The sequence below is a fragment of the Ensifer adhaerens genome (assembly GCF_028993555.1).
In the GTDB taxonomy this organism is placed as follows: domain Bacteria; phylum Pseudomonadota; class Alphaproteobacteria; order Rhizobiales; family Rhizobiaceae; genus Ensifer; species Ensifer adhaerens_I.
In genome coordinates this window covers 316,641-343,336 of sequence record NZ_CP118611.1, presented here as the reverse complement: position 1 = coordinate 343,336, position 26,696 = coordinate 316,641, and the positions used below count along the sequence as shown (strand labels likewise).

General features: G+C 62.3%; 23 protein-coding genes. 6 read left to right on the top strand and 17 right to left on the bottom strand.

All coding sequences use genetic code 11. The features are described from left to right. Positions 1-73 precede the first annotated feature (73 nt). Genes PWG15_RS21970 through PWG15_RS21960 form a run of 3 tightly spaced genes read left to right on the top strand, consistent with a single transcriptional unit; the run spans position 74 to position 5,666 of the window. Positions 74-1,519, top strand: coding sequence for an efflux transporter outer membrane subunit (locus tag PWG15_RS21970; RefSeq protein ID WP_275026106.1), 1,446 nt, complete (start codon positions 74-76; stop codon positions 1,517-1,519). Further along, on the top strand, positions 1,519-2,589 hold the full coding sequence (locus tag PWG15_RS21965; protein WP_275026105.1) for an efflux RND transporter periplasmic adaptor subunit: 1,071 nt from the start codon (positions 1,519-1,521) through the stop codon (positions 2,587-2,589). The genes PWG15_RS21970 and PWG15_RS21965 overlap by 1 nt, the downstream gene beginning before the upstream one ends. Beyond that, positions 2,589-5,666: an efflux RND transporter permease subunit gene (locus PWG15_RS21960; RefSeq protein ID WP_275026104.1), complete on the top strand. Its 3,078-nt coding sequence runs from the start codon at positions 2,589-2,591 to the stop codon at positions 5,664-5,666. The genes PWG15_RS21965 and PWG15_RS21960 overlap by 1 nt, the downstream gene beginning before the upstream one ends. A gap of 114 nt (positions 5,667-5,780) precedes the next feature. On the opposite strand, the gene kduD is transcribed toward PWG15_RS21960, so the two are convergent. From kduD to PWG15_RS21925, 7 genes are all read right to left on the bottom strand, one after another. After that, positions 5,781-6,545 (bottom strand): 2-dehydro-3-deoxy-D-gluconate 5-dehydrogenase KduD, encoded by a 765-nt coding sequence (kduD, locus tag PWG15_RS21955; protein WP_275026102.1) that lies wholly within the window; start codon positions 6,543-6,545, stop codon positions 5,781-5,783. Further along, a complete protein-coding gene (gene kduI / locus PWG15_RS21950; RefSeq protein ID WP_275026101.1) occupies positions 6,542-7,378 on the bottom strand; it encodes a 5-dehydro-4-deoxy-D-glucuronate isomerase in 837 nt (278 codons plus the stop codon). Before kduI ends, kduD begins: the two co-directional genes overlap by 4 nt. Before the next feature lie 37 nt (positions 7,379-7,415). After that, positions 7,416-9,272, bottom strand: coding sequence for a DUF2264 domain-containing protein (locus tag PWG15_RS21945; RefSeq protein ID WP_425536825.1), 1,857 nt, complete (start codon positions 9,270-9,272; stop codon positions 7,416-7,418). A gap of 82 nt (positions 9,273-9,354) precedes the next feature. Next, positions 9,355-10,638 carry an ABC transporter substrate-binding protein gene (locus PWG15_RS21940; RefSeq protein WP_275026099.1) on the bottom strand — a complete coding sequence of 428 codons (1,284 nt, stop codon included), beginning with the start codon at positions 10,636-10,638 and terminating at the stop codon, positions 9,355-9,357. Positions 10,639-10,681: 43 nt separating this feature from the next. After that, complete coding sequence (locus PWG15_RS21935; RefSeq protein ID WP_275026098.1) at positions 10,682-11,764, bottom strand: ABC transporter ATP-binding protein; 1,083 nt, start codon at positions 11,762-11,764, stop codon at positions 10,682-10,684. A 32-nt stretch (positions 11,765-11,796) separates the two neighbouring features. After that, the gene (locus PWG15_RS21930) at positions 11,797-12,690 is read right to left on the bottom strand and encodes a carbohydrate ABC transporter permease (RefSeq protein ID WP_425536801.1); all 894 of its coding nucleotides are present in this window, start codon (positions 12,688-12,690) and stop codon (positions 11,797-11,799) included. Beyond that, positions 12,683-13,609, bottom strand: a complete 927-nt coding sequence (locus tag PWG15_RS21925; RefSeq protein ID WP_275026097.1) for a carbohydrate ABC transporter permease — start codon at positions 13,607-13,609, stop codon at positions 12,683-12,685. The genes PWG15_RS21930 and PWG15_RS21925 overlap by 8 nt, the downstream gene beginning before the upstream one ends. A 143-nt stretch (positions 13,610-13,752) precedes the next feature. Between PWG15_RS21925 and PWG15_RS21920 the strand changes: the two genes are divergently transcribed. Beyond that, positions 13,753-14,943: a YyaL domain-containing protein gene (locus PWG15_RS21920; RefSeq protein WP_275026096.1), complete on the top strand. Its 1,191-nt coding sequence runs from the start codon at positions 13,753-13,755 to the stop codon at positions 14,941-14,943. A 67-nt stretch (positions 14,944-15,010) separates the two neighbouring features. Further along, positions 15,011-16,075: a LacI family DNA-binding transcriptional regulator gene (locus PWG15_RS21915; RefSeq protein WP_275026095.1), complete on the top strand. Its 1,065-nt coding sequence runs from the start codon at positions 15,011-15,013 to the stop codon at positions 16,073-16,075. Between the two features lie 132 nt (positions 16,076-16,207). Here PWG15_RS21915 and PWG15_RS21910 read toward each other — a convergent pair whose 3' ends face one another. From PWG15_RS21910 to PWG15_RS21865, 10 genes are all read right to left on the bottom strand, one after another. Further along, a complete protein-coding gene (locus PWG15_RS21910; protein ID WP_275026094.1) occupies positions 16,208-16,600 on the bottom strand; it encodes a cupin domain-containing protein in 393 nt (130 codons plus the stop codon). Between the two features lie 13 nt (positions 16,601-16,613). Next, positions 16,614-17,402, bottom strand: a complete 789-nt coding sequence (locus PWG15_RS21905) for an SDR family NAD(P)-dependent oxidoreductase (protein WP_275026093.1) — start codon at positions 17,400-17,402, stop codon at positions 16,614-16,616. Positions 17,403-17,506: 104 nt separating this feature from the next. Next, entirely contained in the window at positions 17,507-18,496 is a 990-nt protein-coding gene (locus PWG15_RS21900) for an ABC transporter permease (RefSeq protein ID WP_275026092.1), read from the bottom strand. After that, on the bottom strand, positions 18,493-20,028 hold the full coding sequence (locus PWG15_RS21895; RefSeq protein WP_275026091.1) for a sugar ABC transporter ATP-binding protein: 1,536 nt from the start codon (positions 20,026-20,028) through the stop codon (positions 18,493-18,495). Before PWG15_RS21895 ends, PWG15_RS21900 begins: the two co-directional genes overlap by 4 nt. A 48-nt stretch (positions 20,029-20,076) precedes the next feature. Further along, positions 20,077-21,012 carry a sugar ABC transporter substrate-binding protein gene (locus PWG15_RS21890; RefSeq protein WP_275026090.1) on the bottom strand — a complete coding sequence of 312 codons (936 nt, stop codon included), beginning with the start codon at positions 21,010-21,012 and terminating at the stop codon, positions 20,077-20,079. 22 nt (positions 21,013-21,034) lie between these two features. Beyond that, positions 21,035-21,799 carry an SDR family oxidoreductase gene (locus PWG15_RS21885; RefSeq protein ID WP_275026089.1) on the bottom strand — a complete coding sequence of 255 codons (765 nt, stop codon included), beginning with the start codon at positions 21,797-21,799 and terminating at the stop codon, positions 21,035-21,037. Between the two features lie 100 nt (positions 21,800-21,899). After that, on the bottom strand, positions 21,900-22,682 hold the full coding sequence (locus tag PWG15_RS21880) for an SDR family NAD(P)-dependent oxidoreductase (RefSeq protein ID WP_275026088.1): 783 nt from the start codon (positions 22,680-22,682) through the stop codon (positions 21,900-21,902). A gap of 78 nt (positions 22,683-22,760) precedes the next feature. Next, on the bottom strand, positions 22,761-23,705 hold the full coding sequence (locus PWG15_RS21875) for a LysR family transcriptional regulator (protein ID WP_275026087.1): 945 nt from the start codon (positions 23,703-23,705) through the stop codon (positions 22,761-22,763). After that, complete coding sequence (locus PWG15_RS21870) at positions 23,702-24,367, bottom strand: TetR/AcrR family transcriptional regulator (RefSeq protein ID WP_275026086.1); 666 nt, start codon at positions 24,365-24,367, stop codon at positions 23,702-23,704. Before PWG15_RS21870 ends, PWG15_RS21875 begins: the two co-directional genes overlap by 4 nt. 173 nt (positions 24,368-24,540) lie before the next feature. Beyond that, the gene (locus tag PWG15_RS21865; protein WP_275026085.1) at positions 24,541-25,431 is read right to left on the bottom strand and encodes a LysR family transcriptional regulator; all 891 of its coding nucleotides are present in this window, start codon (positions 25,429-25,431) and stop codon (positions 24,541-24,543) included. A 110-nt stretch (positions 25,432-25,541) separates the two neighbouring features. On the opposite strand from PWG15_RS21865, the gene PWG15_RS21860 reads away from it, so the two are divergent. Next, entirely contained in the window at positions 25,542-26,609 is a 1,068-nt protein-coding gene (locus PWG15_RS21860; RefSeq protein ID WP_275026084.1) for an SDR family oxidoreductase, read from the top strand. Positions 26,610-26,696: the final 87 nt, after the last annotated feature.

The window sequence follows — 26,696 nt, the reverse complement described above, 5'->3', positions numbered from 1 at the left end:
TAACCGAGGTTTGACCGCACTTTACATTCGATCGGCTACATCCCGAGCAAGAGCAACGGGATGAAGAAGAGCAATGAAGGCGGCCCATCGAAGATTTGCCGGCGCGTGCAGCATTGCTGTTTGCCTGGTCGTTTCAGGCTGCACGACCCTCGCCGATCTCAAGGCACCCGCCGTGAAAGTCGCGGATCACTGGCATGCGACCTTTCCGCATAGCGGCCGGACAGTCGACCTTCTGTCGTGGTGGTCGAGTTTCAATGATCCCTCTCTGACCGCGCTTATCGCGGCGGCAGAGACCGAAAATCCAAGCCTTGAGTCCGCCGCGGCGGATATCGAAAAGAGCCGTGCGACGCTGGCGTCTACGCGGGCGGGCCTTTTCCCGGGACTTGACGGTTCAGCCTCGTCCACGGGCGCCGGCACCGGCGGCACCAGCCGCAATCAGGTTGCAGGCGCGGCGACTTCAAGCGGTGGGCTCGACGCCTCCTGGGAAATCGATCTGTTCGGCAAGGTGAGGCAGCAGAGCGAGGCGGCCGGGCTTCGGGTTCGCAAGGAGGTCGCCGATTGGCACGAGGCTCGCGTATCGCTCGCCGCCGAAGTCGCGGACACCTACGTGCAGTACCGGGCCTGCCGACAGCTTGAAAAGGTCTACGCCGCCGAGCTTGCCTCGCAACGCGCGACGATCCGCGCCATGGAAACGGCAGCGACCTCCGGCTTCACCTCGAGCGCCGATCTGGCGTTGGCGCGGGCCGGTGCGGCCTCCTCGTCCTCGACGCTGACGGCTCAGGGCGCCGAGTGTGAGGTCCTCATCAAGTCGCTTGCCCAGCTCTCGGGCGGCGACGAACCGCGCGTCCGCGACCTCCTGGGAACGGGGAAGACAGCCATCCCGTCTCCGAAAGATCTCAAGCTGGCGGCTGTGCCGGCCGATGCCTTGCGGCAACGTCCGGATATCAATGCGCTGGAGCTTGAGATCGCGGCCTCGCTTTCCGAAGTCGGGGCTGCGAAAGCCGACCTCTATCCGAGCCTCAGTCTCGGAGGGGCACTGACGATCGGCAGTTCCTCGCTGACCGGAAGCTCCGTTCCCTGGTCCTTCGGCCCTGCGCTCTCGATCCCGCTCTTCGATGGCGGATCGCGCCGCGCTGGCGTCGCCAGCGCCATCGCCGACTATGACTCCGCCGTCGCGGCCTACAAGACCGGCGTGTTCGACGCAGTCGCCGAAGTCGAGACGGCGCTCGTGCGCACCGACAGCGCGCGCCGGCGCATAGGCGACGCCACCACCGCGGCGAAGAACTATCGGACCTATTTCAACGCCATCGACTCGAACTGGAAGGCGGGTGGAGCAAGTCTGCTCGACCGCGAGGAGGCGCGGCGGTCGGCGCAGTCGGCCGAGGTCTCGCTGATCGAGATCCGCCGCGATTCCGTTCGCTATTGGATCGCCCTCTACAAGGCACTGGGCGGCGGCTGGAACCAAAACGCAACCGTCCCAAAACCTCTCCGGGAACAATCAAAAGGAAACATGCTCTGATGCGATCGGCCCCGTTGCTCCTCGCGCTTGCCCTCTGCGCTGGCGTTGTTTCCCCGACCCCAAGCGCCTTTGCATTGGAGAATGAGGCCGCAGTCCTCACCGTCGCCGTGGCCAAGCCCACGATGCGCCAATGGCCCGAAACGGTGCCGGCCAGCGGCTGGCTGAAGCCCTGGCACGAGGCGGTTATCGCCGCGGAAATCGGCGGCCTTCGCATCACCGAAGTCCTCGTCGACGTCGGATCGATCGTCTCCAAGGGCCAGCCACTCGTGCGTCTTGCCGACGAAAGCGTTCGCGCCGAATTGCGCAAGGAAGAGGCGGCACTCGAAACGGCGAAGGCTGACCTTGCCAAGACCAGGGCAAATGCCGAGCGCGCCCGGAAAGTGCAGGCGAGCGGCGCGCTCTCGGACGAGAAGATCACCGAATACCTGATCGCCGAACAGACGGCGGTCGCAGCCGTCGAATCTGCCGAGGCCTCTTTGGAAAGCCAGAAGATCAAGCTTGCCCAGACGACCATCGTCGCCGCCGACGACGGTCTCATCACATCCCGCTCGGCCCAGCTAGGCGCCGTCGTTTCCTCCGGCAGCGAGTTGTTCAGGCTGATCCGCCAGCAGCGCGTCGAGTGGCAGGCCGAAGTCTCCGCACGTCAGCTTCCTCGCATCCAGGAAGGCCTTGCCGCCATGATCTCTGGTCCTGGAAGCGAGAGTATCGAGGGAACGGTCCGCCTCGTTTCGCCAACGGTCAGCACCGATACTGGCCGCGCGCTCGTCTATGTGGCGCTGGCGATGGAGACGCATCCCCCGGTCGGTCTTTACGTCACCGGCCAGATCGAGCTTGAGACGAAGCCGGCATTGACGGTACCGGAGGCGGCGCTCGTGCAACGCGATGGGATCAGCTACGTCTTCACCGTCGGACCCGACCGGCGCGTCGCGCGCGTCCGTGTCGAGACCGGCCGCCGGAATGGTGGAGAGGTCGAGATCCTCTCAAGTCTCGATCGCGCAGCCGAGGTTGTGACGACCGGTGGTGCCTTCCTTGCGGATAGGGCCCTCGTTCGGGTCGAGGGAGAGGCGTGATGAACTTCTCCTCCTGGTCGATCCGCAAGCCGGTTCCCGCCATCCTTCTTTTCATTCTCTTAACCGTGAGCGGCTTGCTCGCCTTCGATCGGCTCTCGGTCCAGAATTTTCCGGATATGGACCTGCCGACGATCAAGATCAGTGCCACGCTCGAAGGCGCAGCACCGGCACAGCTCGAAACGGAAGTTGCGCGCAAGATCGAGGACAAGCTCGCCTCGCTGAGCCTGCTCGACCACATCACCACGACGATCACGGATGGCGCGGTTTCCATCAACGTCTCTTTCGAATTGGAAAAGGACAGCGAAGAAGCCCTCAACGAGGTCCGCAATGCCGTCGACAGCGCCAACGGTGACCTCCCCGCCGAGATGCAGACGCCGGGCGTGACGAAAGTCACTGTGCAGGGCTCACCGCTCCTGACCTATGCGGTGCGTTCGACCCAACTTAATGAAACCGAGCTCTCCTGGTTCGTCGACAACGACATGACCAAGGCGCTTCTGGCGGTGTCGGGTGTCGGCGAAGTCAGCCGGATCGGCGGGATCGACCGCGAAGTACACATCGATCTCGATCCTGAGGTCATGAATTCGCTCGGCCTCAGCGCCGCATCCGTTTCCGCGCAGCTGAAATCCGTGCAGTCGGACACCTCTGGCGGCCGGGCGGAAATCGGGGGCGGCAAGCAGGCTGTTCGCACACTCGGCGCAGTTTCGTCCATCGAGGATTTGAAGGCGCTCGCCATTCCGCTGCCGAGCGGAGAACTGGTGCGGCTCGACGAGATCGGCACCGTGACCGACAGTTTTGCCGACCGATCGTCGATCGCCTATCTCGACGGCGCGCCGGCGATCGCCGTCCAGGTCAAGCGATCGAACGGCTTTTCCGATACCGGCGTCGCGGCCGATATCGAAACCGCCATGCGAGCCTTCGCTACCGCCAATCCCGACATCGAGATCGTCGAAGCCTACAGCACCGTCGGGCCGATCATCGAAAACTACGACGGCTCCATGCACATGCTCTATGAAGGCGCCATCCTTGCAGTCGTGGTGGTCTGGCTGTTCCTGCGCGACTGGCGGGCAACGTTTCTGTCGGCAATCGCCCTGCCCTTGTCGGTCATTCCGACGTTCCTCGTGATGTATCTGGCGGATTTCAGCCTGAACACCGTCACCTTGCTGGCGCTGTCGCTCGTCGTCGGCATCCTCGTCGACGACGCCATCGTCGAGATCGAGAACATCGCCCGCCATCTGCAGATGTCGAAGTCGCCCATGGACGCGGCACTGGAGGCAGCAGACGAGATCGGCCTTGCCGTCATCGCCACGACCTTCACGCTCGTTGCAGTGTTCTTGCCGACTGCCTTCATGAGCGGGATTCCCGGCCTGATCTTCCGCCAGTTCGGCGTGACCGCGGCCGTCGCAGTTCTTGCCTCCCTGCTGGTCGCGCGCCTGCTGACGCCGATGATGGCAGCCTACCTCATGAAGGCGCATCCGGTTGCCCAGAAAGATGGCCGGATCATGCGGGCCTATATGGCCCTCGTCAAAGCATGCCTCAGCCATCGCAAGCTGACCGTGCTCGGCGTCTGCGTCTTTCTCGGCCTGTCGCTCTCTACGATCCCGCTCTTGAGCTCCGGCTTCCTGCCGGCATCCGACGACGCGCAGACGCAGGTGACCCTTACACTGCAACCGGGCAGCACGATCGAGCGAACCGACGCACTGACGCGCCAGGCGGCGCAAATCGTTGCAAACCTGCCGGACGTGACGCGTGTGTTTTCCTCGGTCGGAACGGCATCCTCCGGGGGCGGGTTCGATTCTTCCACCACGAGCGATACGGCAACCGCCACGCTTGTGGTCGATCTCAAGAAGATCGGCGATCGCGACCGCAAGCAAGCGGAGATCGAAAACGATATCCGGCAGGCGCTCGCCGTCCTGCCCGGCGCCAGGATCGAGGTCGGCACCGGCAGCAACGGTACGACCTTGGAGATCACGCTTTCAAGCGACGACGCAGGCGCGCTCGATCAGGCAGCCGGCGCACTCGAGGAACAGTTGCGCACGCTTCAGGGCATCGGCGCCGTGACCTCAAGCGCTTCGCTACAAGCGCCGGAAATCCAGATCGTGCCCGATGTCGACCGCGCCGCGGCTCTCGGCGTGACGACCGAGGCGATCTCCGAGGCGGTTCGCGTCGCGACGAACGGGGACTACTCTTCCGCGCTCGCCAAGCTCAACCTGCCGCAACGCCAGATCTCGATCCGCGTTCGCTTCGATCCGAGCAACCGCACGACGCTCGACGATATCGCGAACCTGCGTGTCACAGGTGCAAGAGGCAGCGTCGACCTAGGCTCTGTCGCAGACATCCGTATCGGCGGCGGCCCATCCGAGATCAATCGCATCGACCGCTCGCGCAACGTGACGCTTTCGGTCGAACTCAACGGGCGCATCCTCGGCGACGTCTATCGCGAGGCGCAGGCATTGCCCGCACTTCGCAATCTCCCTGACGGGGTGAAACTCGTTGAACAGGGAGAGTTGCAGCGCAGCTCCGAACTCTTCGAAAGCTTCGGCATCGCCATGGCGATCGGTATCTTCTGCATTTATGCGGTGCTCGTCCTGCTCTTCCACGACTTCCTTCAACCGCTGACGATCCTGATGGCGCTTCCGCTGTCGCTCGGCGGCGCCCTGCTTCCGCTGGTGCTGACGGGCACCAGCTTCTCGATGCCCGCCGTGATCGGGCTGCTGATGCTGATGGGTGTGGTGACGAAGAACTCGATCCTTTTGGTCGAGTACGCGATCATGTCGCGGCGCGCGGGCCTCTCGCGTTTCGATGCACTCGTCGATGCCTGCCACAAGCGGGCCCGGCCCATCGTCATGACCACGATCGCCATGGGCGGCGGCATGCTCCCGATCGCCTTGAGTTTGAGCGGCGGCGATCCGAGCTTCCGTCAACCGATGGCGATCGTCGTCATAGGCGGCCTGATGACCTCGACCGTTCTCAGCCTCGTCGTCATCCCGGTGATCTTCACCTTCGTCGATGACTTCCTTCAGACCGTGGTGAAGGCTTTGACGAGGCGTGGGCGTGAGGCAAACCCGCAAACCGGATGAGCAACGCTCCAATTGCAGGACCGCCCAAAGCGTATTCTGCTCGTTGAATGAGCCACTGAGGCGTTCGCAACCTTCCGCGCCGCGGGCAGCTCAAACCGGCTGGGCCAGTTTTCCTCACCGTGCGAGCCAACCGCCATCCACCGGCACGACCGCGCCGTGCATATAGTTCGACGCCGGCGCGAGCAGGAAAACAGCAGCATCGCCGATATCGTTCGGGGTGCCCCAGCGGCCTGCCGGAATGCGGTCAAGGATCGAGGCGCTGCGATCAACGTCCGCCCGCAGCGCCTCGGTATTGTTCGAGACGATGTAGCCGGGTGCGATCGCGTTGACGTTAATGCCCTGACTTGCCCATTCGTTGGCAAGGATGCGGGTGATGCCGAGCACCCCATGCTTTGACGCGGTGTAGGACGCGACACGAATGCCGCCCTGGAACGACAGCAACGAGGCGATGTTGACGATCTGCCCGGCCCGCTTTTCGGCAAGAAGTCTGCGGCCATAGGCCTGGCTCAGGAGAAAGGCGGCCTTCAGGTTGAGGTCGATCACCTCGTCCCAGTCTGCCTCCGAGAGTTCGACAGCGGTGGCCCGGCGAATTATCCCGGCGTTGTTGACCAATCCATCGAGCGGGCCGCAATCCTGCCAGACGCGATCGATCAACCGCTTGACCGCATCACCATCGGCGAGATCGCATGCAAATGGCACGGCCCTGCCGCCCACTGCCGCGACCCTTTCGACCGTCTCCGCCATGGACGAGCGCCCGACCGCGACGACTTCGCCGCCGGCCCTGCCGATCGAAACCGCTATGCCTTGGCCAATCCCGGTGTTGGCGCCGGTGACCAGCACGCGCTTTCCCTCCAGGCTGAAGGCGGAAAGGTCGCTCATCGCAACGTCTCCATCGGCACCGGGTCAGCATCGGTGTAATCGATATTGTCGCCAGCCATCGCCCAGATGAAGGCGTAGTTGGAGGTGCCACAGCCGGAATGGATCGACCACACCGGCGACAGCACTGCCTCTTCGTTGCCCATCACGATATGGCGCGTCTCGGAGGGCTCGCCGAGGAAATGAAAGACCCGCGCCGGCTCCGGAAGATCGAAATAGAGATACACCTCCATGCGCCGGTCATGGATGTGGGCGGGCATGGTGTTCCACACCGACCCTTTCTTCAGTTCCGTCATGCCGACAACCAGCTGGCAGGTCTCGATGCTGTTGGTGAACTGGAAGATCGAACGCTCGTTCGATGTCTCGGGGCTGCCGAGATCGAGACGCTTCGCGCCGGCTATTGTCATGAGCGCCGTCGGGAGCGCACGATGCGCCGGCGCCGACAGCAAATAGAACTTCGCCGGGTTGGCGCGATCGTCCGAGACGAGGACCACATCCTGCCCCATACCGACATAGATCATGTCACGTTTGCCAAGAGCATGGCTCTTGCCGGAGACGACGACGCGCCCCGGCCCGCCGATGTTGACGGCGATCATCTCGCGGCGCTCGAGAAAGGTCTTCGTACCCATCGGCTTGATGGCTTCGAGCGTCAGTTCGGTATCGACCGGCATCGCACCACCGATCACCATACGGTCATAGTGGGTGTAGGTGAGGTTGACACGGTCGCTCTCGAACAGGCCGGCGATGTGGAAATTGTGGCGCAGTTCGTCCGTCCCCATCGCGGCCGCAGCGAGCGGGTCAATGACGTGGCGGGACGAGAAATCGGGGATCGTCATGGCGGGTCTTTCTGTCGTTGCGGAGGATCGGTTCAGGTCAGAGCGGCACGCCGCGCATCAGGGTTACGGAAGTCCCCTGCTTGGACAGCAGCCGTTGGAGCGATTCGACGTCCGGCGCTGCGGGCAGGTGGGCAAGTTTCCTTTCGCCCTCTGTCGGGCCGGCCTGCGCGAGAACTGCCACCGCCAGATTGCTGACGCCGGCCGGAACAGTGCCGAGCAGTTGAGGAACCACGGTCTTTGCAGAAACCAGATTGGTGTTCGGCGCCGCGATGTGGCACCGCCCCTGGCGCGCAACGGTCGAGCCGATGTCGAGGACCGCCGACAGATCCGTCCCAGTGGTGACGACGGCGCGGCCGACGTCTTGCTCACGGACTTCGCCTGCCTCGCGTCCGATCGCAAAGCCACCTTCGATGGTGGAAAGCGGCCGCGGCGTATCGATGCGGTGGAGCCGGACGTGAAAATCGCCATCCCAGTAGAGCCAGCTCTCCACGGTGACATCGGCGAAGGGCCGCCAGCGCGCATAGAGAACGTTGTCTGCGATGAGCGCCACCTCGTTGGTTTCGCGCACCCGGAAATGCACGCCGTCGTCGCTGAAGCCAATCATCGATTCGAGCACGGAATTGTCGAACCGCCAGAGGTCGTTCTCGACGCTGAAGCCGTAGCGCGCCGAATAGGCGAACTTCGCGTATTTCTCGGGCGCGAAACGGATGAAGGTGTTCTCGGCGCTCGTGTGCTGACCACAGGAGAGCGCAATCGCATCCCCCGACGGATTGGCGATCAGGAAGCCAATGTGCCGTTGGGCGGAGACAGCCGGTCGCTCGGGGCAGATAGCCTCCTCGCTCGCCCAGAACGGATGATCCTCCGGCAGCATGAGCGGAAGGAAGGCCTTCAGCGCCCAATAGGGCGACTGCGCGGAATTGTAGGGTTCCGACATGATCAGGTTGGGATAGGCATAGCCGACGGGCATCACGCCGTCGCGCGCGGCAAAAGGCTGCCTTGCCCACCAGCGCAGATTACGCAGGAAATATCCCTTCTGCTCGGCGAAGGGGATCGTGTCTTCGTCGACGAGGGCCATGGCGCCGAAGAGACCGGCGATGGCAAAGCGATAGGTCATCGAGCGGCCGAAGCAGAGCGCCGGCCCGTCATCGGCAAACCATCTCGCCATGTCGCCGGCGATCAAACGGGCACGCTCCCGATATCTGTTCGTCCAGTCGGCACCATCGAGGGCGGCCAGAATCAGACCATAGAAGTGGAAGGCAAAGGGAATGTAGTGATCGGCCCGGCGCGTATCGCCATCGTGATACCAGCCGTCGCCGAGGTAGAACCCGTCAAGCTCGCGCCGGTACTGTTCGTCAAGCCGACGGTCGCAGTCGACGCCGACATGGCGCAACCCCATGCTGACCAGCAGCCGGAAGAACTTCCAGTTGTTGTCGCTGTACTCGCAGGCATGACCTTTCCGCAGATAGGTAGCTACATTTTGCCGCTGAGCCTCGGACAGGGGCGCCCAGAGTTTGCCCGGCACGAGCCTCAGTGCGAAGCCGATGGCCGCCAGCTCCACCAGACGCTGGCTGCGATCGAAGCAGTCGCCCCAATATTCCGCATGGGCCGGATCGCAGCCATTGGCGAGGCCGCGGGCGATCGGCGCCCAGTCGATCCATGTCGCACCGCCGACCTGAGCCGGCGCCAGCCCCCAGAGCAGTCGGGAATAGCCCTCCATGTCGGCGGATTCCTGGTCGAAATGCGCGGCATGGGCATCCAGGCGGATACGTGCGCCGCCCGGAGACCGATACTTTTCCACCGGCTCGACCAGCGCCCTGAGCGCGGCCTCCACATCGGCGCGGCTTTTAAGCGGATTGCCTGCCCAGGGCTTGAACAGGGTTTCAGCGAAGATCATGTCGGTCATAAAAAAGGCTTTCGTTCAGACATCGCCGCGCGGAAAGGTGCCCCCGCGCAGCTTGGCAAATCGGAGCCGATGCTCAGGCCTTGAGGATGCGGTCGGCCGCCGAGATGAGCTCGCTACCCGCATCGGTCGGCGACAACTGGCCGAACGCCACCTTGTCGGCGAGTGGCCGGAAAACACGCTCGTCAAGCTCACCGGCACCGAGCGGTACGGCCGGTGGGTAGGTGCCAACGCGGTCTGCGATGCTGTTGACATAGTCGACGGTCTTCTTCGCTGTTGCGTCAATCGACGGGAGAACGGCCGCCTGAACAACGGTGTTCACGGGCACGCCCCGCTCGACCTGAAGGATCTTGCCGGCCTCCAGATCGTTGACGAAGAAATCGATGAACTGCGCCGCAAGTTCCGGGTTCTTCGCGGTGCTCGCGATCGACCAATGCAGGCCAGGTCGATAGAAGAGACCGGAGGGACCGCCGGCAGTGCTGACCGGCAGCGAGGTGATGTCGAGCGTGCTCTTGGAGATCTTCTGGAAGGCCGGCAGCTGGTTGGAAAACGCAATGGCCATGACCGCATTGCCGGTCGCCAACGGGTTGCTGTCGACCAGAACCTTGTCGAGCGCCTGGATTTCGGCCGGCACGCAGCCGCCGTTCTTGGTGAGGCTTTCCCAGTAGCCGAACCAATCAGCGGCGTCGCTTGCCTCGTAGCCGAGCTTTCCCGCCTCTGTGTAGAGCTTCTTGCCACGCTGATGCAGAAACGCCTCGAAGGCAAAGATGTAGCGCGACGCGTTTCCGACCGCCCAGACGTTCTTTTTGCCCATCGCCTTGGTGAGGTCGATAGAGAGCTTGGCAAAGTCATCCCAGGTGGTTTTTGCCGAAGGTGGTGCGAGCCCGGCTTTCGCCACCGCATCCGCGTCGTAGATCATCGCGAAGGCGTTCAGCGACAGCGGCATGCCCGTGACCTTGCCGTCGACAGTTCCAAGATCAAGCACGCCCGGCACCAGCTTTTCGGTGCGGATCACCTTGCCGAGATAGTCGCTGAGCGGCAGGTTGGTGGCCCGGCGGCTGTAGTCGGCAAAGCGGCTCGGCTCAAGCTGGAAGATATCAGGCGCATTGCCGCCGGCAATCATCGTCGTCAGCTTGGCCCAATAGTCGCTGCCCCCCACCTCGCCGACGATCTTCACGCCCGAGTGCGCGGCTTCAAACAGCTTGGCTGCACCCAGCGTGCGCTCGGCGCGACTGGGTGTGCCCCACCAGTAGAGGCGCATGGATTCCTCCGCAAAGGCGCGGAATGCCGGCATCGTCGCGATCGTGGCGCCGGCCCCGAACAGGGCGGCGTTCCGCAAGAAATGGCGTCTGTTGATCATGTTCTCCTCCTCCAGGATTGTGTTTTGAGATCCCGTTTCGAGATTATCGGCCGATGCGATCGCCGGCCTCGTCGAACAGGTGGCAGTTTTCAGCGGCAATGCTCACCGTGAGTGCGGCGCCGGCATTGATCGCGCGTTGCCCATCGAGAGCGACCGTCAGCGACTGCCCGTCGACCAGCCGGCCGTAGACGATGGTCTGGCCGCCGAGATGCTCGACATGCACGACCGTCAGCGCGCCGAGTTCGAGCCCGCCTGCCCCGTCGATGCCAATGTGTTCGGGCCGCAGACCGAGGCTCACCTTTGAGCCGGCCGCAACACGCTCCTCGGTCGGCAGTAGCGTTTGCCTGCCGGCAATGTGGACCGAAACGCCACCATCGCGGACATCGCCAGCGGCGACATCGAGGAAGTTCATCTTTGGCGAGCCGATAAAGCCGGCGACGAACCGGTTGGCGGGCCGGTTGTAGATCTCGAGCGGCGTGCCGTGCTGCTCGATCACACCGGCGCGCAACACGACGATGCGGTCGGCAAGTGTCATCGCCTCGACCTGGTCATGGGTGACGTAGATCATCGTCGCTCCGATGTCCCTGTGCAGCTTGGCGATCTCGACGCGCGTCTGGACCCTCAGCTCCGCGTCGAGGTTGGAAAGCGGCTCGTCGAACAGGAAGATCTTGGGGTCGCGCACGATCGCCCGGCCGATCGCGACGCGCTGCCGCTGGCCGCCCGATAGCTGCTTCGGCTTGCGGTCGAGCAGATGGGTGATCTGCAGGATGTCGGCCGCCTTGCGCACGCGCTTGTCAATCTCCGGCTTCGGCATCTTTGCCGTTTCGAGGCCGAAGGACATGTTCTTGTAGACGCTCATGTGCGGGTAGAGCGCATAGGACTGGAAGACCATGGCGATGCCGCGCTCGCTCGCCGCCTTTTCGTTCATGCGCTCGCCGCCGATCGAAAGTTCGCCGCCGCTGATCGGCTCCAGCCCCGCGATCATGCGCAAGAGGGTCGACTTGCCGCAGCCGGATGGTCCGACGAACACCACGAACTCTCCCGAACCGATCGCCAGGTCGACGCCGCGGATGATGTCGAGATTGCCAAAGCTCTTCTTGACCTTGTTCAAAGCCAGCGTCGTCATCGTTTTCGTCCCTATCTCTCAATTTCCGTGTGTCAGCGTTTCATGCCGGTTGTCGCGATGCCTTCGATCAGCAGTCGCTGGAACAGGATGAAGAGTATGAAGATTGGAAGCACCGTCAGCGTCGACATGGCGAAAAGCGAACCCCAATCGGATGTCCCCGTGGAGTCCACGAAGGTGCGCAGGCCGAGCTGTGCGGTGTATTTCTCGATGTCGTTCAGGTAGATCAGCGGCGCGAAGAAATCGTCCCAGGTCCAGATGAACGAGAAGACCGCCGCCGTCGCGAGCACCGGCGTGGAGAGTGGCAGGATCACCTTCAGGAAGATCCGCAGCGGCCCGCATCCGTCCATGATCGCCGCCTCGTCGAGTTCGCGCGGGATACCCCGGAAGAACTGCACCATCAGGAAGATGAAGAAGGCGTCGATTGCCAGGAACTTCGGCACCACCAGCGGCAGGATGGAGTTCACCCAGCCAAGCTTGAGAAACAGGACATATTGCGGGATCAGCACGGCATGTTGCGGCATCATCAAGGTGCCGAGCATGAGCGTGAACCAGAAGGAGCGTCCCTTGAAGCGCAGGCGCGTGAAGGCATAGGCCGCCATCGAGCAGGAAAAGAGATTGCCGACGACCACCAGCAGCGAAATCACCAGCGAATTGAAGAACATCCACCCGAAGCTGACGCTGAGTCCACCCCAGCCGCGACGATAGGCATCGACCGTGGGCTCCGCCGGGATCAGCCCTGTCGAGGTGAAGATCTCGCTGTCCGGCTTGAAGGAACTCGCGACCATCCAGAGCAGCGGGTAGAGCATCAGGAAGCTGACCGCGACCAGCAGCGCGTAAAGCAGAGCGCGCTTCCACGGCGACACGCTGGGCTCGGCGGCGTCGGCGCGGGGTGCAATGGTGGTCGTCGAAAGAGTTGCATCAGTCATCGTAGTGTACCCAGTACCTGGCCGTCAGGAATGACATGGCGGTGAAGAAGGCGATGATGAGCACCAGGACCCAGGCCAGCGCCGAGGCATAGCCGAAGCGGAAGTTGGTGAAGGCCTCCTGGTAGAGGTAGAGCGTGTAGAAGAGCGTGGAATCGATCGGACCGCCGGTTCCGTCGCTGATGACAAAGGCCGATGTGAAGGCCTTGAAGGCATCGATCGTCAGGATCACGGCATTGAAGAAGATGACCGGCGTCAGCAATGGCAGGGTGATCTTGAAGAACTGCCGCGCCTTGCCCGCGCCATCGATGCTGGCCGCCTCGTACATGTCCTGCGGGATCTGCCTGAGGCCGGCGAGGAAGATGATCATCGACGAACCGAACTGCCATACCGCCAGAAGAACGAGCGTGTAGAGCGACGTCGAAGGGTTAGAGATCCAGCTTGGCCCCTCGAAGCCGAAAAGCATGTTGAGCGCCTGATTGAGCAGGCCGTCGCCGGCAAACACCTGCCGCCACAGCACCGCCACGGCAACGCTGCCGCCGACCAGCGACGGCAGGTAAAAGATCGCACGGAAGAACGAAAGGCCCTCAAGCCCCCTGTTCAGCGCCACTGCCACGGCGAGCGCAAAGATGAGCTTCAGAGGAACGGACAGCAGCACGAAGGTGAAGGTCACGTTCATTGCTGTCCAGAAGCGCGGATCGTCGGTGGCGATGCGCACATAGTTTTCCGCACCAACCCAGTTGGCGGCGCCGAGACCGCTGTAGTCGGTCAGGGACAAATAGAACGAGGCAATCGCGGGGCCGAGCGTCAGCAGAAAGAAGCCGACAAGCCACGGAGCCAGAAAGCCGTAACCGGCTAGACTGTCTCCGAATTTGAATCGGCCACCCGCAGCCGGCCTCTCCGTTGTCCCCAGTGTGGACATTGTACTTTCTCCAACCATGCCCGGCTCCTCCCGAGCATCCAACACCTACCGTCAGAAATTTTTCTCGTCAACAAAAAGTTTCGTAGTTGACGAAATTATCGTAACTATGCGAAAACTTCACGAAACCAACGTGAGGCTTATCAATGCGCATAGAACGAAACAGCTATTTCAGTGCGGTCGAGATGGTCGGCCAACGCCCCAATCGCGAGCGTCACCAGCAGGCTCTGGAGCGCTGCACTGCCAAGCTGCTCCAGACCATGCCGATCATCGGGCTGCGCAATCCGAAGATCGGACTGCCGGATCAGACGTGGAGCTTCTGCGGGCCTTATGACTGGGTCGTGAGCTTTCAGGCCGGCCAACTCTGGCTCGCGCTGCAACTGACCGGCGACGCTCGCTTCCTGAACGCCGCCCGCGCGCGCCGTTCCGTGTTTCGTGACATCTTGCGCCTTCGCGATGCCCAAGACCACGATCTCGGCTTCCAGTTTTCGCTGAGCTGCGTGGCCGAATGGCTGCTGACGGGCGACCAGGAGGCACGCGATCTCGCTCTTGAGGCAGCAGGCGGGCTGCTCGAGCGGTACCGGCCGGACGGACAATACATTCAGGCCTGGAATGCCCGCTCGATCCACGGCGGCATTCGCTCCGAATTCGTCAATGGGCGCGTCATCGTCGATACCATGCAAAACCTCGCGCTGTTGCATTGGGCGCATCGCGAGACCGGTCGCTACGATTTTGCCGAAGCCGCCAACGGCCACGCCGCAACAACCCTGAAACACCTCGTTCGCGCCGACGATACGAGCTTCCATACGTTTCTGTTCGACCCGGCGAGCGGCAAGCCGCTGCGCGGCGAGACCCACCAGGGTTATGCGGACGATTCCTGCTGGTCGCGCGGCCAGGCCTGGCTGATCCACGGCTATGCGCAATGTGCAGCGACGACCGGGAACCCGGCCTTCCTCGATGCTGCTCGGCGCTTGGCGGCGAAGGCGGAAGCGCTGATGGGTGACGACGACGTTCCCGTCTGGGACTATTCCGTGCCTGACGCCAAGACCGCACCGCGCGACAGCTCCGCCGGCGCCATCATGGCCGCCGGGGTCTTCATCCTCGCCGGACTTTGCGAACCTGAGGAGGCCACGCGCTGGTATGCGTTCGGCGATCGCCTGATCGGCGGCCTGCTCAACAGTTGCGACCTGACCGTTGACCCGAAGGCCGAAGGCCTGCTCGCCCATGGGGCGGCCCATGCCAGCGCCGGCTATTCCGACGCCATGCTGCCCTATGGCGATTATTATTTCATGGAGGCACTGATGCGCTCGCTTGGGCACACGCGCTTCTTCTGGTAGTGGACGATCATGATCATGCAGCCGCGATCAATCTCGCCCACTCCGGCCGGATAGGACCCTCGTCGATATGGATGACGAATCGAACGCCCCGACACTCAAGGATATCGCCGACGCCGCGGGCGTTTCGGTCGCATCCGTATCGAAGGTGCTCAATAATCGCGGCGGCGTCGGCGACGAAAGCCGGCGCAAGATTCTCGACCACGCGGAGCGGCTGGGCTACCAGGTTCGGGCCGCCCGCTCGCTGATCCGCGCGGGCGTCGAGAGCACGGTGCTGGTGATGCCGGCACAGTTCTATGCGAGTTCGGCCTTCTACGAAGACGTCATCCAGGGCGTCCTGTCGGAGGCCAGTACAAGTTCGCTGAGGATCGATGTCAGGCTCGTCTCCCTCGATGCGGAGATCGCAATCGGGGAAATCACCGACATCCTGCGCGACATCCGACCGGGCGCCCTCGTCCTGCTCGGCATGGACCATCCCGCCATGATCGACCGGATCGTCGACAGCGGTATCCCGGCCGTCATCATCAACGGCATGGACCGCACGATGCGGCTTTCCTGCGCGCTGCCCGACAACTGGTCTGCCGGTTGGCTTGCCGCACAACGGCTGCTTGCGGCCGGTCACCGCGAGATCGTGCACGTGACCATTCCCCACCGCCTGTCGCTTCGCCGCCGCCTCGAGGGCTTCCGCGTCGCGCTGGACGAAGCCGGCATCGGATTCGACGAAAACCGGCACCTCTTCGATCTCGCAGCATTTGGCCTGCAGGAGCCCGACACGACGCCGGCGATACGGGAGGCGCTGCAGCAGGGCCGCTTCACGGACACGACAGCGTTTTTTTGCAGCACGGATCTGATCGCGATCAATGTGATGCAGGCCCTTGAAGGGCGCGGCCACTCTGTTCCAGACGACTATTCGGTCATCGGCGTCGATGATATCGCGATCGCCCAACACAGCCGCCCGCCCCTGACGACGATGCGGATCGACCGTTCCGAGCTCGGCCGCGCCGGCATCCAAATGTTGCTGGAACGGATCAACGATCCAGAAATCAATGTGCGCCGGGTCAACCTTGGCGTTCGCCTGGTGGAGCGCGCGTCCGTCGCCGCACCGAGGAGCAGGCTCTTCGTGAAAAATGGATAGGGAGCGCGGGTTGTAAGTGGAGCCAGCCGCGGGTCTGGCATCCATTCGACCCGTTCAAGGCCGCGTATTTGCAAGCCAAAGTGATACGACGATAGACATCTGGCTCCTGATCTTGCTTCGGACCAGATCGCCTCAAACCTGCTTATCGTGCTCCCGCGCAAGCGAGCCCTTGAATTCGATCGTGGTGAAGGCCAGGTGCGTCGCGCCGATGTTCGTCAGATCGTGAACCATCGTCTCGTCCGCGGCAAAGGCGAAGACTTTGCAGTCGCCGGCGTTATACTCGGTAACGACCGTGTTGCCGTCCGCGAACATGGACAGGGACCGGCCTGCCGTTAGCGCAATCCAGCAATAATCCAGCTCGTGCCGATGAAAGCCAAGGCGTTCGCCGGGTGCAAGGTTGATGTGCCAGACACGCACGAACTCAGTCTCCGACACGAGGGTTTGTCCAACCCGCGGGTCCGCATTTGCGATCTCATCGCGAAAAGATTTCGACATTCCGACGTTGCTGTTCGTCATCGGCATCATCCCGATTTCTCCGTCATGTGGTGGGTATGACCCCGCCATCGATATTGATCACGTCGCCGCTGATGAACTCGGAGAGATCCGAGGCCAAGTAAAGGACCGCCGTGGCCACGTCGCGGGCGGTTCCGAGCCGCCCCGCGGGCAGTCTGGATTCGGCGAGAAACGCATCCACGGCGCCGTCGATCGTCGTGCCGTAGCGCTCCGCAAGCGCATGAAGGAACCCGCCCGGGCGGTCCCAGAGCTCTGTGCGTATGTGGGCGGGCGCGACCACATTCGAGCGGACGCCTTTGGGCGTGAATTCCCGGGCAAGCGCCTTCGACAAAAGGGCAATCGCCGCCTTGGAGGTGCTGTAATCCGGCAGCAGCGGGTGCGGCATCCGCCCAGCCTCCGAACCACAATGGATAAGCACGCCCTTCTTCTGTGCGAGCATCGTCGGCAAGACAGCCCGCGCCATGCGGACATAGCCGATCAGATTGACATTGAACGTCTGCGCCCAGTCCTCGTCCGAAACGTCGAGAAAACCGCCTCGCGTCGGACAGATGCCGGCATTGTTGAAGAGCACGTCGATGCGGCCGAAGGCTTTGAGTGCCGCGTCTGCGGCGGCCTCCCCAGCCCCCTTTTCCCCAAGATCTACTTGGCACACCCGCCAGTGGTCATCCGCTGCGAGGTCTTTCACAGGCGCCATGTCACGGCTGACACCCAGCACGCGGGCACCTTCTGCCAGAAACGCCTTCGCCGTTTCCAGCCCGATGCCGGAGCTTGCGCCGGTGACGATGACGACCTTGTCTTTGAGGTTCAGGTTCATGGCTGCAGTCTCCTCCACATGCTTCCCGATGGCCGCGGCAAGGATGCCACGGCAATCGAGGAGCGCGTCAAGGCTTCTTCTGCATTCTCCCCTCGGCCGTTTGGTCAGAGGAGCTTCAGCTTTGTCGTACGGGAGACCACCGACACGGCGATGACGATGATGATGCCCTTGACGATGCTCTGCACGTAGGTGTCCATGCCCACGAGGTTGAGACCGTTGTTCATGATACCGATCAGCAGCGCTCCGAAGAACGTGCCCATGACGGTGGCGGTGCCGGGCCGAAGCATCGTCATGCCGATGAACACCGCGGCCAGACCATCCAGGAGATAGGTTTCACCCCCATTCGGCTGGCCAGAACCGAGCCGGGCCGAAAGGATGATCCCGGAAATGGCTGCAAAGAGCGAACTCAGCGCCAGCCCATAGACCCGATAGGAACGGACCTTGATCCCCGAAAGCTCGGCGGCGCGTGCGTTGCCACCGACGGCATAGAGATAGCGGCCGAAGGTCGTGCGCTCCATGACGAACCACGAACTGCCAACGATGACCAGCATGATCAGCGCCGGATAGGGCAGGATGCCCAAGACCTTGCCCTGGCCGACAGCCAGATAGTCTGCGGGAATGCCGCCATAGATCGCGCGACCGCCGGAGATCATGAAATTGATGCCCCAAAGAATGGAACCGGCCGCAAGTGTCGCGATCAGCGACGGCACACCGACGCCGACGACGAGCGCCGAATTGATGAGGCCGACGGCAAGGCCAGCAACGAGCGCGCCGACGATCGACAAGGGGATCGGCACACCGGCCACCATCAAGAGGGGCGCCAGCAAGCCGGCGAGACCAACGACATAGCCGACGGAAAGATCCATCTCCTTGGCGGCGAACCCAAAGGTCAGACCGACGGCAACGATGGTCAGCATCGAGATCTGCTGGAGGATGTTGACGAGATTGGTGCCGGTGAAAAACCGATCCGTGCCGATTGCGAAAGCCAGGAAAAGGATGATCAGAACGGCAAGCGTGCTGTATTTCTGGATGAGTGTGCCAATGCGCATCGGGTGGGACGCTTTCTCCTGGGCAATAGTCGTTGTCATGGTCATTGGGTTACCCCCGCAATTGCATTGATGAAGACGGCCTCGCTGAAGTCGCGCCGGGCAATCTGGTCGGCGTCCCGGCCATTCCTGAACGCCACGACCCGGTCGGCCACATGGGCGATTTCAAGGAGATCGCTCGACGCCACGATGACAGCCGCGCCGCGTTCGGCGAGCGCGACGATGAGGTCGTGGATCTCGCGCTTTGCGCCGACGTCCACGCCTTCGGTCGGTTCGAGAAAGACAAAGAGCTTGTATTTGCCCTCGGAAGCGAACTGCCATTTGGCGACGGAGACCTTCTGCTTGTTGCCGCCACTGAGCTCGACGATCTTGGTCTCCGCACTCGACGTCTTGATGTTCAGCCGCTTGATCAGGCGGTGCGTCTCGGCGCGCTCGCGGCCGTTCTGAACAATTCCGAAAGGCTTGAGGCTCGTCTCCTGAATGCCGGCCATCGACATGTTTTCCCGCACCGTCCAGTCGCCGATCATCGCATTGATCATCCGGTGATCCGGGATAAGCGCAGCACCACAGCGTTTCATGTCCCGCACGCTGGCCCGCCCGACGTCCTTGCTCTTGAACCGGTATCGACCGGCCGTCGCCAGGCGCGGCTCGAACAGCGACTGGGCGAATTCGAAATGCCCCGAACCGGTCAGGCCGATCAGACCGACGATCTCGCCACTGCGAACTTCAAGGCCGTTCACATGGAAACGCTCGCCTTGCCAGCCCTCGATATCGACGACGATCTCCGCGTCGGCCGCGAGTGTGCGCTCCGTCAATGTGCCATCGAGCAGACGATGCTGATTGCCGGCCTGACCGCGATTGAGCATGAGGTCGATCAACTGACGCTCGGTGACCTCGTGCCCGGCATTGGAAAGGTGGCTCACCTTGCGGCCGTCCTGCAGCACGGTGATCTCGTCGCAAAGATCGATGACCTCCTGCAGGAAGTGACTGATGAGGACGACCGCCATGCCGGCATCGGACAATTGGCGGATCAGCGTCCAGAGGCTCTGCTTTTCCTTGGCCGGCAGCGTCGCCGTCGGCTCGTCAAGGATCAGAACCTTTGGGCGCGAGTGCAAGGCGCGAAGGATTTCGATGACCTTCTGGTCGGCATAGGGAAGCTCGTCGACCTTGCGGTTGAGCGCGATTGCCGTTTCCGGAAACCACTGTTTCGCCAGCTCTTCCGCCTGCCGCTGAACCTCGCGTCGGTTGATGAAGAACCGGCTCTTCACCGGCTCGAAGCCGAGACAGATGTTCTCCGCCCCGGTCAGATGCGGAACGAGGCTGCCCTCCTGTGATACGAGCGAAACGCCGTTTGCCACGGCCGCCGCCGGGTTTTCGAAAGCGACCGGCTGGCCCGCCATGCTGAGCGTGCCGGCCGTCGGCTGGACGGCACCGCTCAAGATACTGACGAGCGTCGTCTTGCCGGCGCCGTTCTCGCCGACGATGCCATGCACGCGACCCTCGACGATCTCGATGGATACGCCATCGAGCGCGAGCGTGCCCGGCCATTGCTTGGTGATGTTCTCAAGAACAATCGACATGTCGCACCTCCGAAATGGACGGGCGGCAGCACCGCCCGCCCGGCCGGTTCACTTGCAGTTGTCCTTGGTGAAGAGCGTGGCACCGTAGTAGACGATGTCCTTGCCGTTGGTGACTTCCTTCGGATGGTCACCGTCCAGCATCACCCGCTTGGCGTAGGTCGCAAGGTTCACGCCCCACTCCTCGAACTGCTGCCGTCCGGTCGCAACAAACATCGAGTTCGGCTCGCAGATCGCCTTGATCGCTTCCGGGTGTCCGTCCATGCCCGAGACCGGCACGTTCAGCCCGGCGCCCTGGAGCGCGGTGATCGCCGCTTGTGCCGGCTCGTCCCAGGGCGTCCAGACGGCGTTGATCTCTTCGCCATAGCGCGTGGCGAAGTCCTGCACGGCGTTCAGCGTTTCCTGATAGAAGTTGGCGACGTCGAAATTGTATTCGCCGATGACCTTGATGTCGGGATACTCCTTCAGGATCGCCCGCAGCGTGTCGGTGCGCTCGCGCACCGGCTTGATCTTGTCGGTGGTGATGATGATGAGGTTGCCCTTGCCCTTCATCTGGCTGATCAGGCTCAACGATACTTCGGCGGACATCTGCCAGTTGTTGGTGGTGATGTCTGCGGTCGAGCCGGGGATCCAGCCGGAGTCGACGGTGTAGACCGGAATGTGCGCCGATTCCGCGCCCTTGAGCGCGTTGCTGGACGCGCGCAAGTCCGCGTAGGTCACGTAGATGACGTCGACCCCGCGGTTGACGGCATCCTCGATGTTGTTGGCGACTTTCTCTGCAGATCCCGCAGAGTCGAGATAGGTCACTTCCCAATCATCGATATTGTTCTCCGTCAGGTACTTCTTGAAACCGTCCTGGGTGCGCTGTTCCGCCTGGAAGGCGGCGTTGCCCTGCACCCAGCCGATCTTCACGGGCTTGGCGAGCGCCGGTGACGCGGCCAACAAGGCGATGATCGCGGCGCTGGTGAATTTCAGAACTGTCGACATGATTTCTCCTCCCACTCTGTCGTCAGATTGATAGAAAGCCGCCGTCGATGTTGAGATCGACACCGGTGCAGTAACTCGCCGCCTCGCTCGCGAGGAAAACCGCCGGCCCGCCCACTTCGTGTGGCTGCCCCATGCGTTTCATCGGCGTCATCTCGGCGAACTTGCGGACGTTCTCGGCCACTTCCGGCCGGCTGTTCATGGGCGTTGCCATGAAGCCCGGGCTCAGGCAGTTGACGCGCACGCCCCGCTCGGCCCATTCGGCCGCAAGGCTCTTCGTCAGGCGGATCACCGCCGCCTTCGTCGCGTCGTAGTGCGCCTGCTCAAGGCCAGCGATGGCGGTCGAACCACAGATCGATGCCATGTTGAGGATGGAGCCGCGGCCACGCTCGAGCATGCGACGGCCCTCGACCTGACAGGACCAGAAGAGCCCGTTGAGGTTGATGTCCATCATCCGCAAAAACTGCGACTGCGGCATCGTCTCGGCGGCACTGACGTTGGCGATGCCGGCGCTGTTGACGGCGATATCGATCTCGCCCAACTCCCGCTCGGCGCGGTCGAACGCGGCTTCAATCGAGCTGCGCTCGGTGACGTCGCCGTCAAGAGCCAGTGCTACCCGGCCGGCGGAAGAGATCGCGTCAAGCGTCTCGTCCTGACCGACGGCACCCGGCAGGTCGAAGCAGGCGACATCGGCCCCCGCTTCGGCAAGCGCAATTGCAATCGCCTGTCCCAGGCCACTTCCGGCGCCGGTGACGAAGGCACGCTTGCCGCCAAGATCAAATCTGTTCACCTGCACCTCCCGAAACCTGCTGATTTTATTGATAAACCGATTGGCGCCGGCGATTGAGGACGTTGCCCTGAATTCACTCTTCAGCGCCGCTGAAGAAGGCTCAGAGAATGGCCCGGATGGTGCCGCCTTCCGCACGCATCGCCATGCCGTTGAGGTGCGGGCTTGCCGCCAGATGCACGACGCTGCGCGCCACTTCGTCCGGCTCGATCATCCGCCTGATGAGCGACGTCGGCTCGGTTTCGTCGAAGTAATCGGAGACGACGGTGTCGCGGGTCGTGCCCTTCTCATCGGCGATTTCCTGGTGGTAGCGGCGCACCGCTTCGGTGTTGGTCGGGCCCGGCAGGATGGTGTTGACCCTGACCCGGGTGCCCTTCGTCAGCTCGGCAAGCGCGCGCGACAGACCGAGCAGGCAAGTCTTCATGGCGCCGTAATGCGCCATCCAGGGCTGCGGCTTGACGGCGCTTTCGCTGCTGATGAAGACGACACTGCCTTCGCCGCGCGCCAGCATGTCCTTCAGGACCAGCCGCGACATGCGCACGCCGGTCATGACGTTCACATCGAAGTAGCGAAACCAGTGCTCGTCCGTCGTCTCGAAGAAATCGCGGACTTCGAAGATGCCGATGCTGTTGATCAGAATATCGACAGGGCGATGGGACGAAGCAAAGGCATAAAGCCTCTCGGCCTCACCCGCGACCGTCAGATCCCCGGCGATCCCACGGCAACGCTTGCCAAGAACGGCGAGGGCTTCTTCGACCTCGGCGGCGCTGATGCCGCTGACCGTGACATCCGCTCCCTCCGCGAGAAAGAGCGAGGCGATGGCGCGCCCAATGCCCGTGGCGCCACCCGTTATCAACACCTGCTTGCCGGCAAGACCATAGTCCATTTCAAAAAATCTCCATGCGTCGTCGTTCGGTGGTCGGGAAAGACGCACCGTCGGAAATAAGGGCGATGTGAAATGCGCTCAGGCGGCGCCGCGCAGCCTTGGGTACTCGGTCCTGCAGAGCTCCGCGCTGCGGCTCAGGCGCTTCACGCGCTGCAGGAGAAAATCGATGAACTCGGCCGTCCGCAGAGGCAGGCGGTGTCTCGGTTCAGACAAGAGATGGATGATTTCGGGGTCGCAGTCGAAGTCCCTGAGGACCGCGACCAGCGTTCCCTCTTCCAGTTCGCGCGCGACATCCCAGGACGACACGCGAATGAGCCCTTGGCCGGCCTTGGCAAGGTCGATCAGCGCCTGCCTGTCGGAGACGATGCGGTTGCCGCTGACGCGGACGAGCGTCGGTTCGCCATCGACGGCAAAACCCCATTTGTCAGCAGCGGTCTTACCGTCGAGATAGACGAGACAGTTATGCGCGACGAGGTCGGAAGGTAGTTCCAGCGCCCCCACACGCACCAGGTAGTCGGGAGCCGCACAGATGACCATCGGGTTCTCACCGAGCTTACGGGTGGTCATTGCGCTGTCGGGCACGGCACCGAAGCGAATGACGATATCGCAATCGTCGTCGACCAGATTGACGTCGTCTTCACCCAGGATGAGACGGAAGCCGATTTCCGGATGCGCGGCGCCGAACTCGCTGGTCAAGGGGATCAGATACTTCCGCCCGAATTCCGTGGGTGCTGCGATCGTCACCGTTCCGTTCGGATTTTTCTTGCGCGCACGCATCGTCTTGTCGAGCCGCTCGAAATCCTCAAGGATGGTCTGCGACGTTTCGAAGAGATAGCGTCCCTCCTCCGTCAGGCACAAGGAACGCGTGGTGCGCTTCAGGAGAGCCACCCCGAAGTGACATTCAAGCGCCTTCAGCCGTCCGCTCATCGTTGCCGGCGACAGGCCGAGCTTCGAGGCGGCGAGAGAAAAGCTGTTCGACTTGACGATTTCCGAGAAGACGCGGAGGTCCTGGATGCTGTTCATCGGGCCACCTCCAACTCGGGCAGGAACTGTCCGAGATGACCCATGCTCGCCGCAAGGCCAGTGACAAACACTTCGACACGCGCTCGGATAATCGGATCGAGATCATCCGGGATGTTGTTGCGGTAAACGTATTTTCGCACGCCCATGTAGAAGAAGCTGGAGTGAAAACCCCAGACGATTTCAAGCACCAGTTCGTCTGCCTTCGGGCCTTTCGGAACCTCGACACCTGCTTCAGCCGCGATTTCGGCGAAGATCAGCGGAAAGGTCGTTTCGTGCAGCAGGCCGAGATATTTCTGGGTGATCTGCGGGTCTTCCAGCGCCGATGCGATGAAGATCCGGATCCAGCGCTCATCGAGGATCGCAGCCGTATAGGCCCTGAGGTAACGGACAAGGCGTTCGCGGATCGACAGCGATCGATCGGCGAGCAGTTCGTTCCAGCCCGGATCCCAACGCTTCAGGTAGACTTCGTCGTAGATCTTCTGGAGCAGGTCGTCGCGGTTCTTGAAATAGCGGTAGAGCAACGGCTGCGAAACGCCCAGCGCGTCAGCCAACTCTCGCGTCGTGAACCGTAGTCCTCGCTGGGCGACGAAATCGATCGCAAATTCGAGGATCTGCTGTTCGCGATCGGCCGCGTCGAGGTATTTTCGTGCTGCTTTTGCCATAGCCTATCGTTCTGACACGCGGATGGTGTCAGTCCTCATGCTTTGAAAATCAGACTTGGCTCCGACCGGAACGACGGCCGGGAACCTCCCATGCTCTCTCCCTGAGCTGACACAAGAGGTAACACCATCGACAAAGCTGATCAAGTGATAATTTATCAATTGATAATTTCTGGTCAGATCGCGCGCGCCAGGAAATCCAGGAACCTGCGAATTCTCTGCGGCACATGCGTCTGGGCCGAATAGATTGCCGATATGGGTTCGGTCTCCCCGGCGTCCCAGGGCACAAGCAGGCTTACAAGGCGCCCTTCGGCAAGATCGCGACTGATATGAAACGCGGAAAGCCTGGCGATGCCAGCTCCCTGCATTGCGAAGTGGCGCATGGATTCGCCGTTGTTGACGACCAGCCTTCCGGCGACATCGACATGAACCGACGCCCCGTCCACCGGGTCCTTGAACTGCCAGGTGTTGAGATGCGGACGGCCGCCAAAGGTAAGGCAGGCGTGCTTGCGCAATTCTTCCGGACGCACCGGTTCGCCATGTTGAGCCAGGTAGTCCGGCGAGGCGACGACATGCCTTGGTGAATCGAGCAAGCGACGGGACCGCAGCGAAGAATCGCGCAGGAGCCCTGCGCGAATGGCGATATCCGTCTTCTCCGCAATCAGGTCGACGGACTCGTCGCTAAACTCGAGATCGATGCGCATGCCCGGGTTCTCATCGAGAAACCGGACGACGAGCGGCGAGAGCACATGCGTGCCGAACGGCAGGTTGGTGCTGACTTTCAGAAGTCCGCCGACGGCCTCGGCCTTTCGCGCGATGTTTGCCTCCGCCTCGGCGATTTCCTGCACGATGGAACGTGACGTCTTGTAGAAATCGCTGCCTTCCGTCGTCAGCCGGAAACTGCGGGTCGAGCGCACGACGAGCTGCACGCCGAGGCGGTTTTCAAGCCGCGTGACCAGCTTGCTGACGGCCGATGGCGACATCGAAAAGATCCGGGCAGCCGCCGAAAAGCTGCCGGCTTCGACGATCGTCACGAAGACTTCCATCTCGAGCGCCCGGTTCTGCATTGCCATCACCTTGGTGAACTTTATTCACTTCAGTTATTCCTCAAGTCGCTCTACCTGACCAGAGGCCAAACCGTCATCCTCTCGCCCACACGTCACAAAGGGAGGAATCCATGTATCAAAAACGCGCATTGATCGTCGGTGCGACCGGTATCGTCGGACTGAACGTCGCCGAGCATCTGAGAGACCTTGGCGGCTGGGAAATCCACGGCGCCTCGCGCCGGCCGCCGCTCGGATCGTCCTACATCAAGCCGCACGCCGTCGACCTTTTGAAGCGGGACGAGGCGATTGCCGCCCTCTCCCACCTGGCGCCGACCCACATCTTCTACTGCTCCTGGACGCTCGGATCGAACGAGGACGAAAACATTCGCCTCAACGGCAACATGCTGAAGAATGTGCTCGATGCCTTCAAGGACAAGGGCTGCGTCCAGCATGTCGGCGTCGTCACCGGCACGAAGCACTATCTCGGCCCCTTCGAGGACTACGGCAAGGTCCAGCCCGTCACGCCTTTCCGCGAAACGGCGCCGCGCCTGCCGAAGAAGAACTTCTATTACGAGCTCGAAGACATCGTCATGGCCTATGCCGCCGAGCACGATTTCGGCTGGTCGGTCCACCGTTCCCATACGATCATCGGCTATGCGGTCGGCAACCTGATGAACATCGGCGCGACGCTGGCGACGCACGCCTCGATCTGCAAGGCGACCGGTCGTCCGTTCCGCTTCCCCGGAAGCCCGACCGCCTATCGCGGCCTCAACGACATCACCGACGCGCGTATCCTCGCCAAGCAGATCGTCTGGGCCGGCATGGAACCGAACGCCCGCAACGAAGCCTTCAATGCGGTCAACGGCGATGTCTTCCGCTGGGAGCAACTCTGGAAGACGATCGCCGACTATTTCGACATCCCCGTGGCGGAGTATCCTGGCCAGTACAATTCGCTTGCCGAGCAGATGAAGGATCTCGGCGATGACTGGGACGGGCTCGTCGGCCAGCATGGCCTGCAGCCGAACAAGCTCGATCGCCTCGCCTCTGCCTGGCACACCGATCTCGACCTCGGGCGCCCGATGGAATGCGTTCACTCGATGGCCAAGGCGAGAGCGCTCGGTTTCACCGAGAGCCAAGATACGGAACGCTCATTCATCGACGTGTTCGACCGCCTGCGCGCCGAACGCATCATTCCCTGATCGCCGAGCCAGATCGACCGAAACCACGGCGCGCCACTGGCGCGCCGTTTTGCTTTCCTGGTTCGCGAAATTCTGGATTTCGTCACG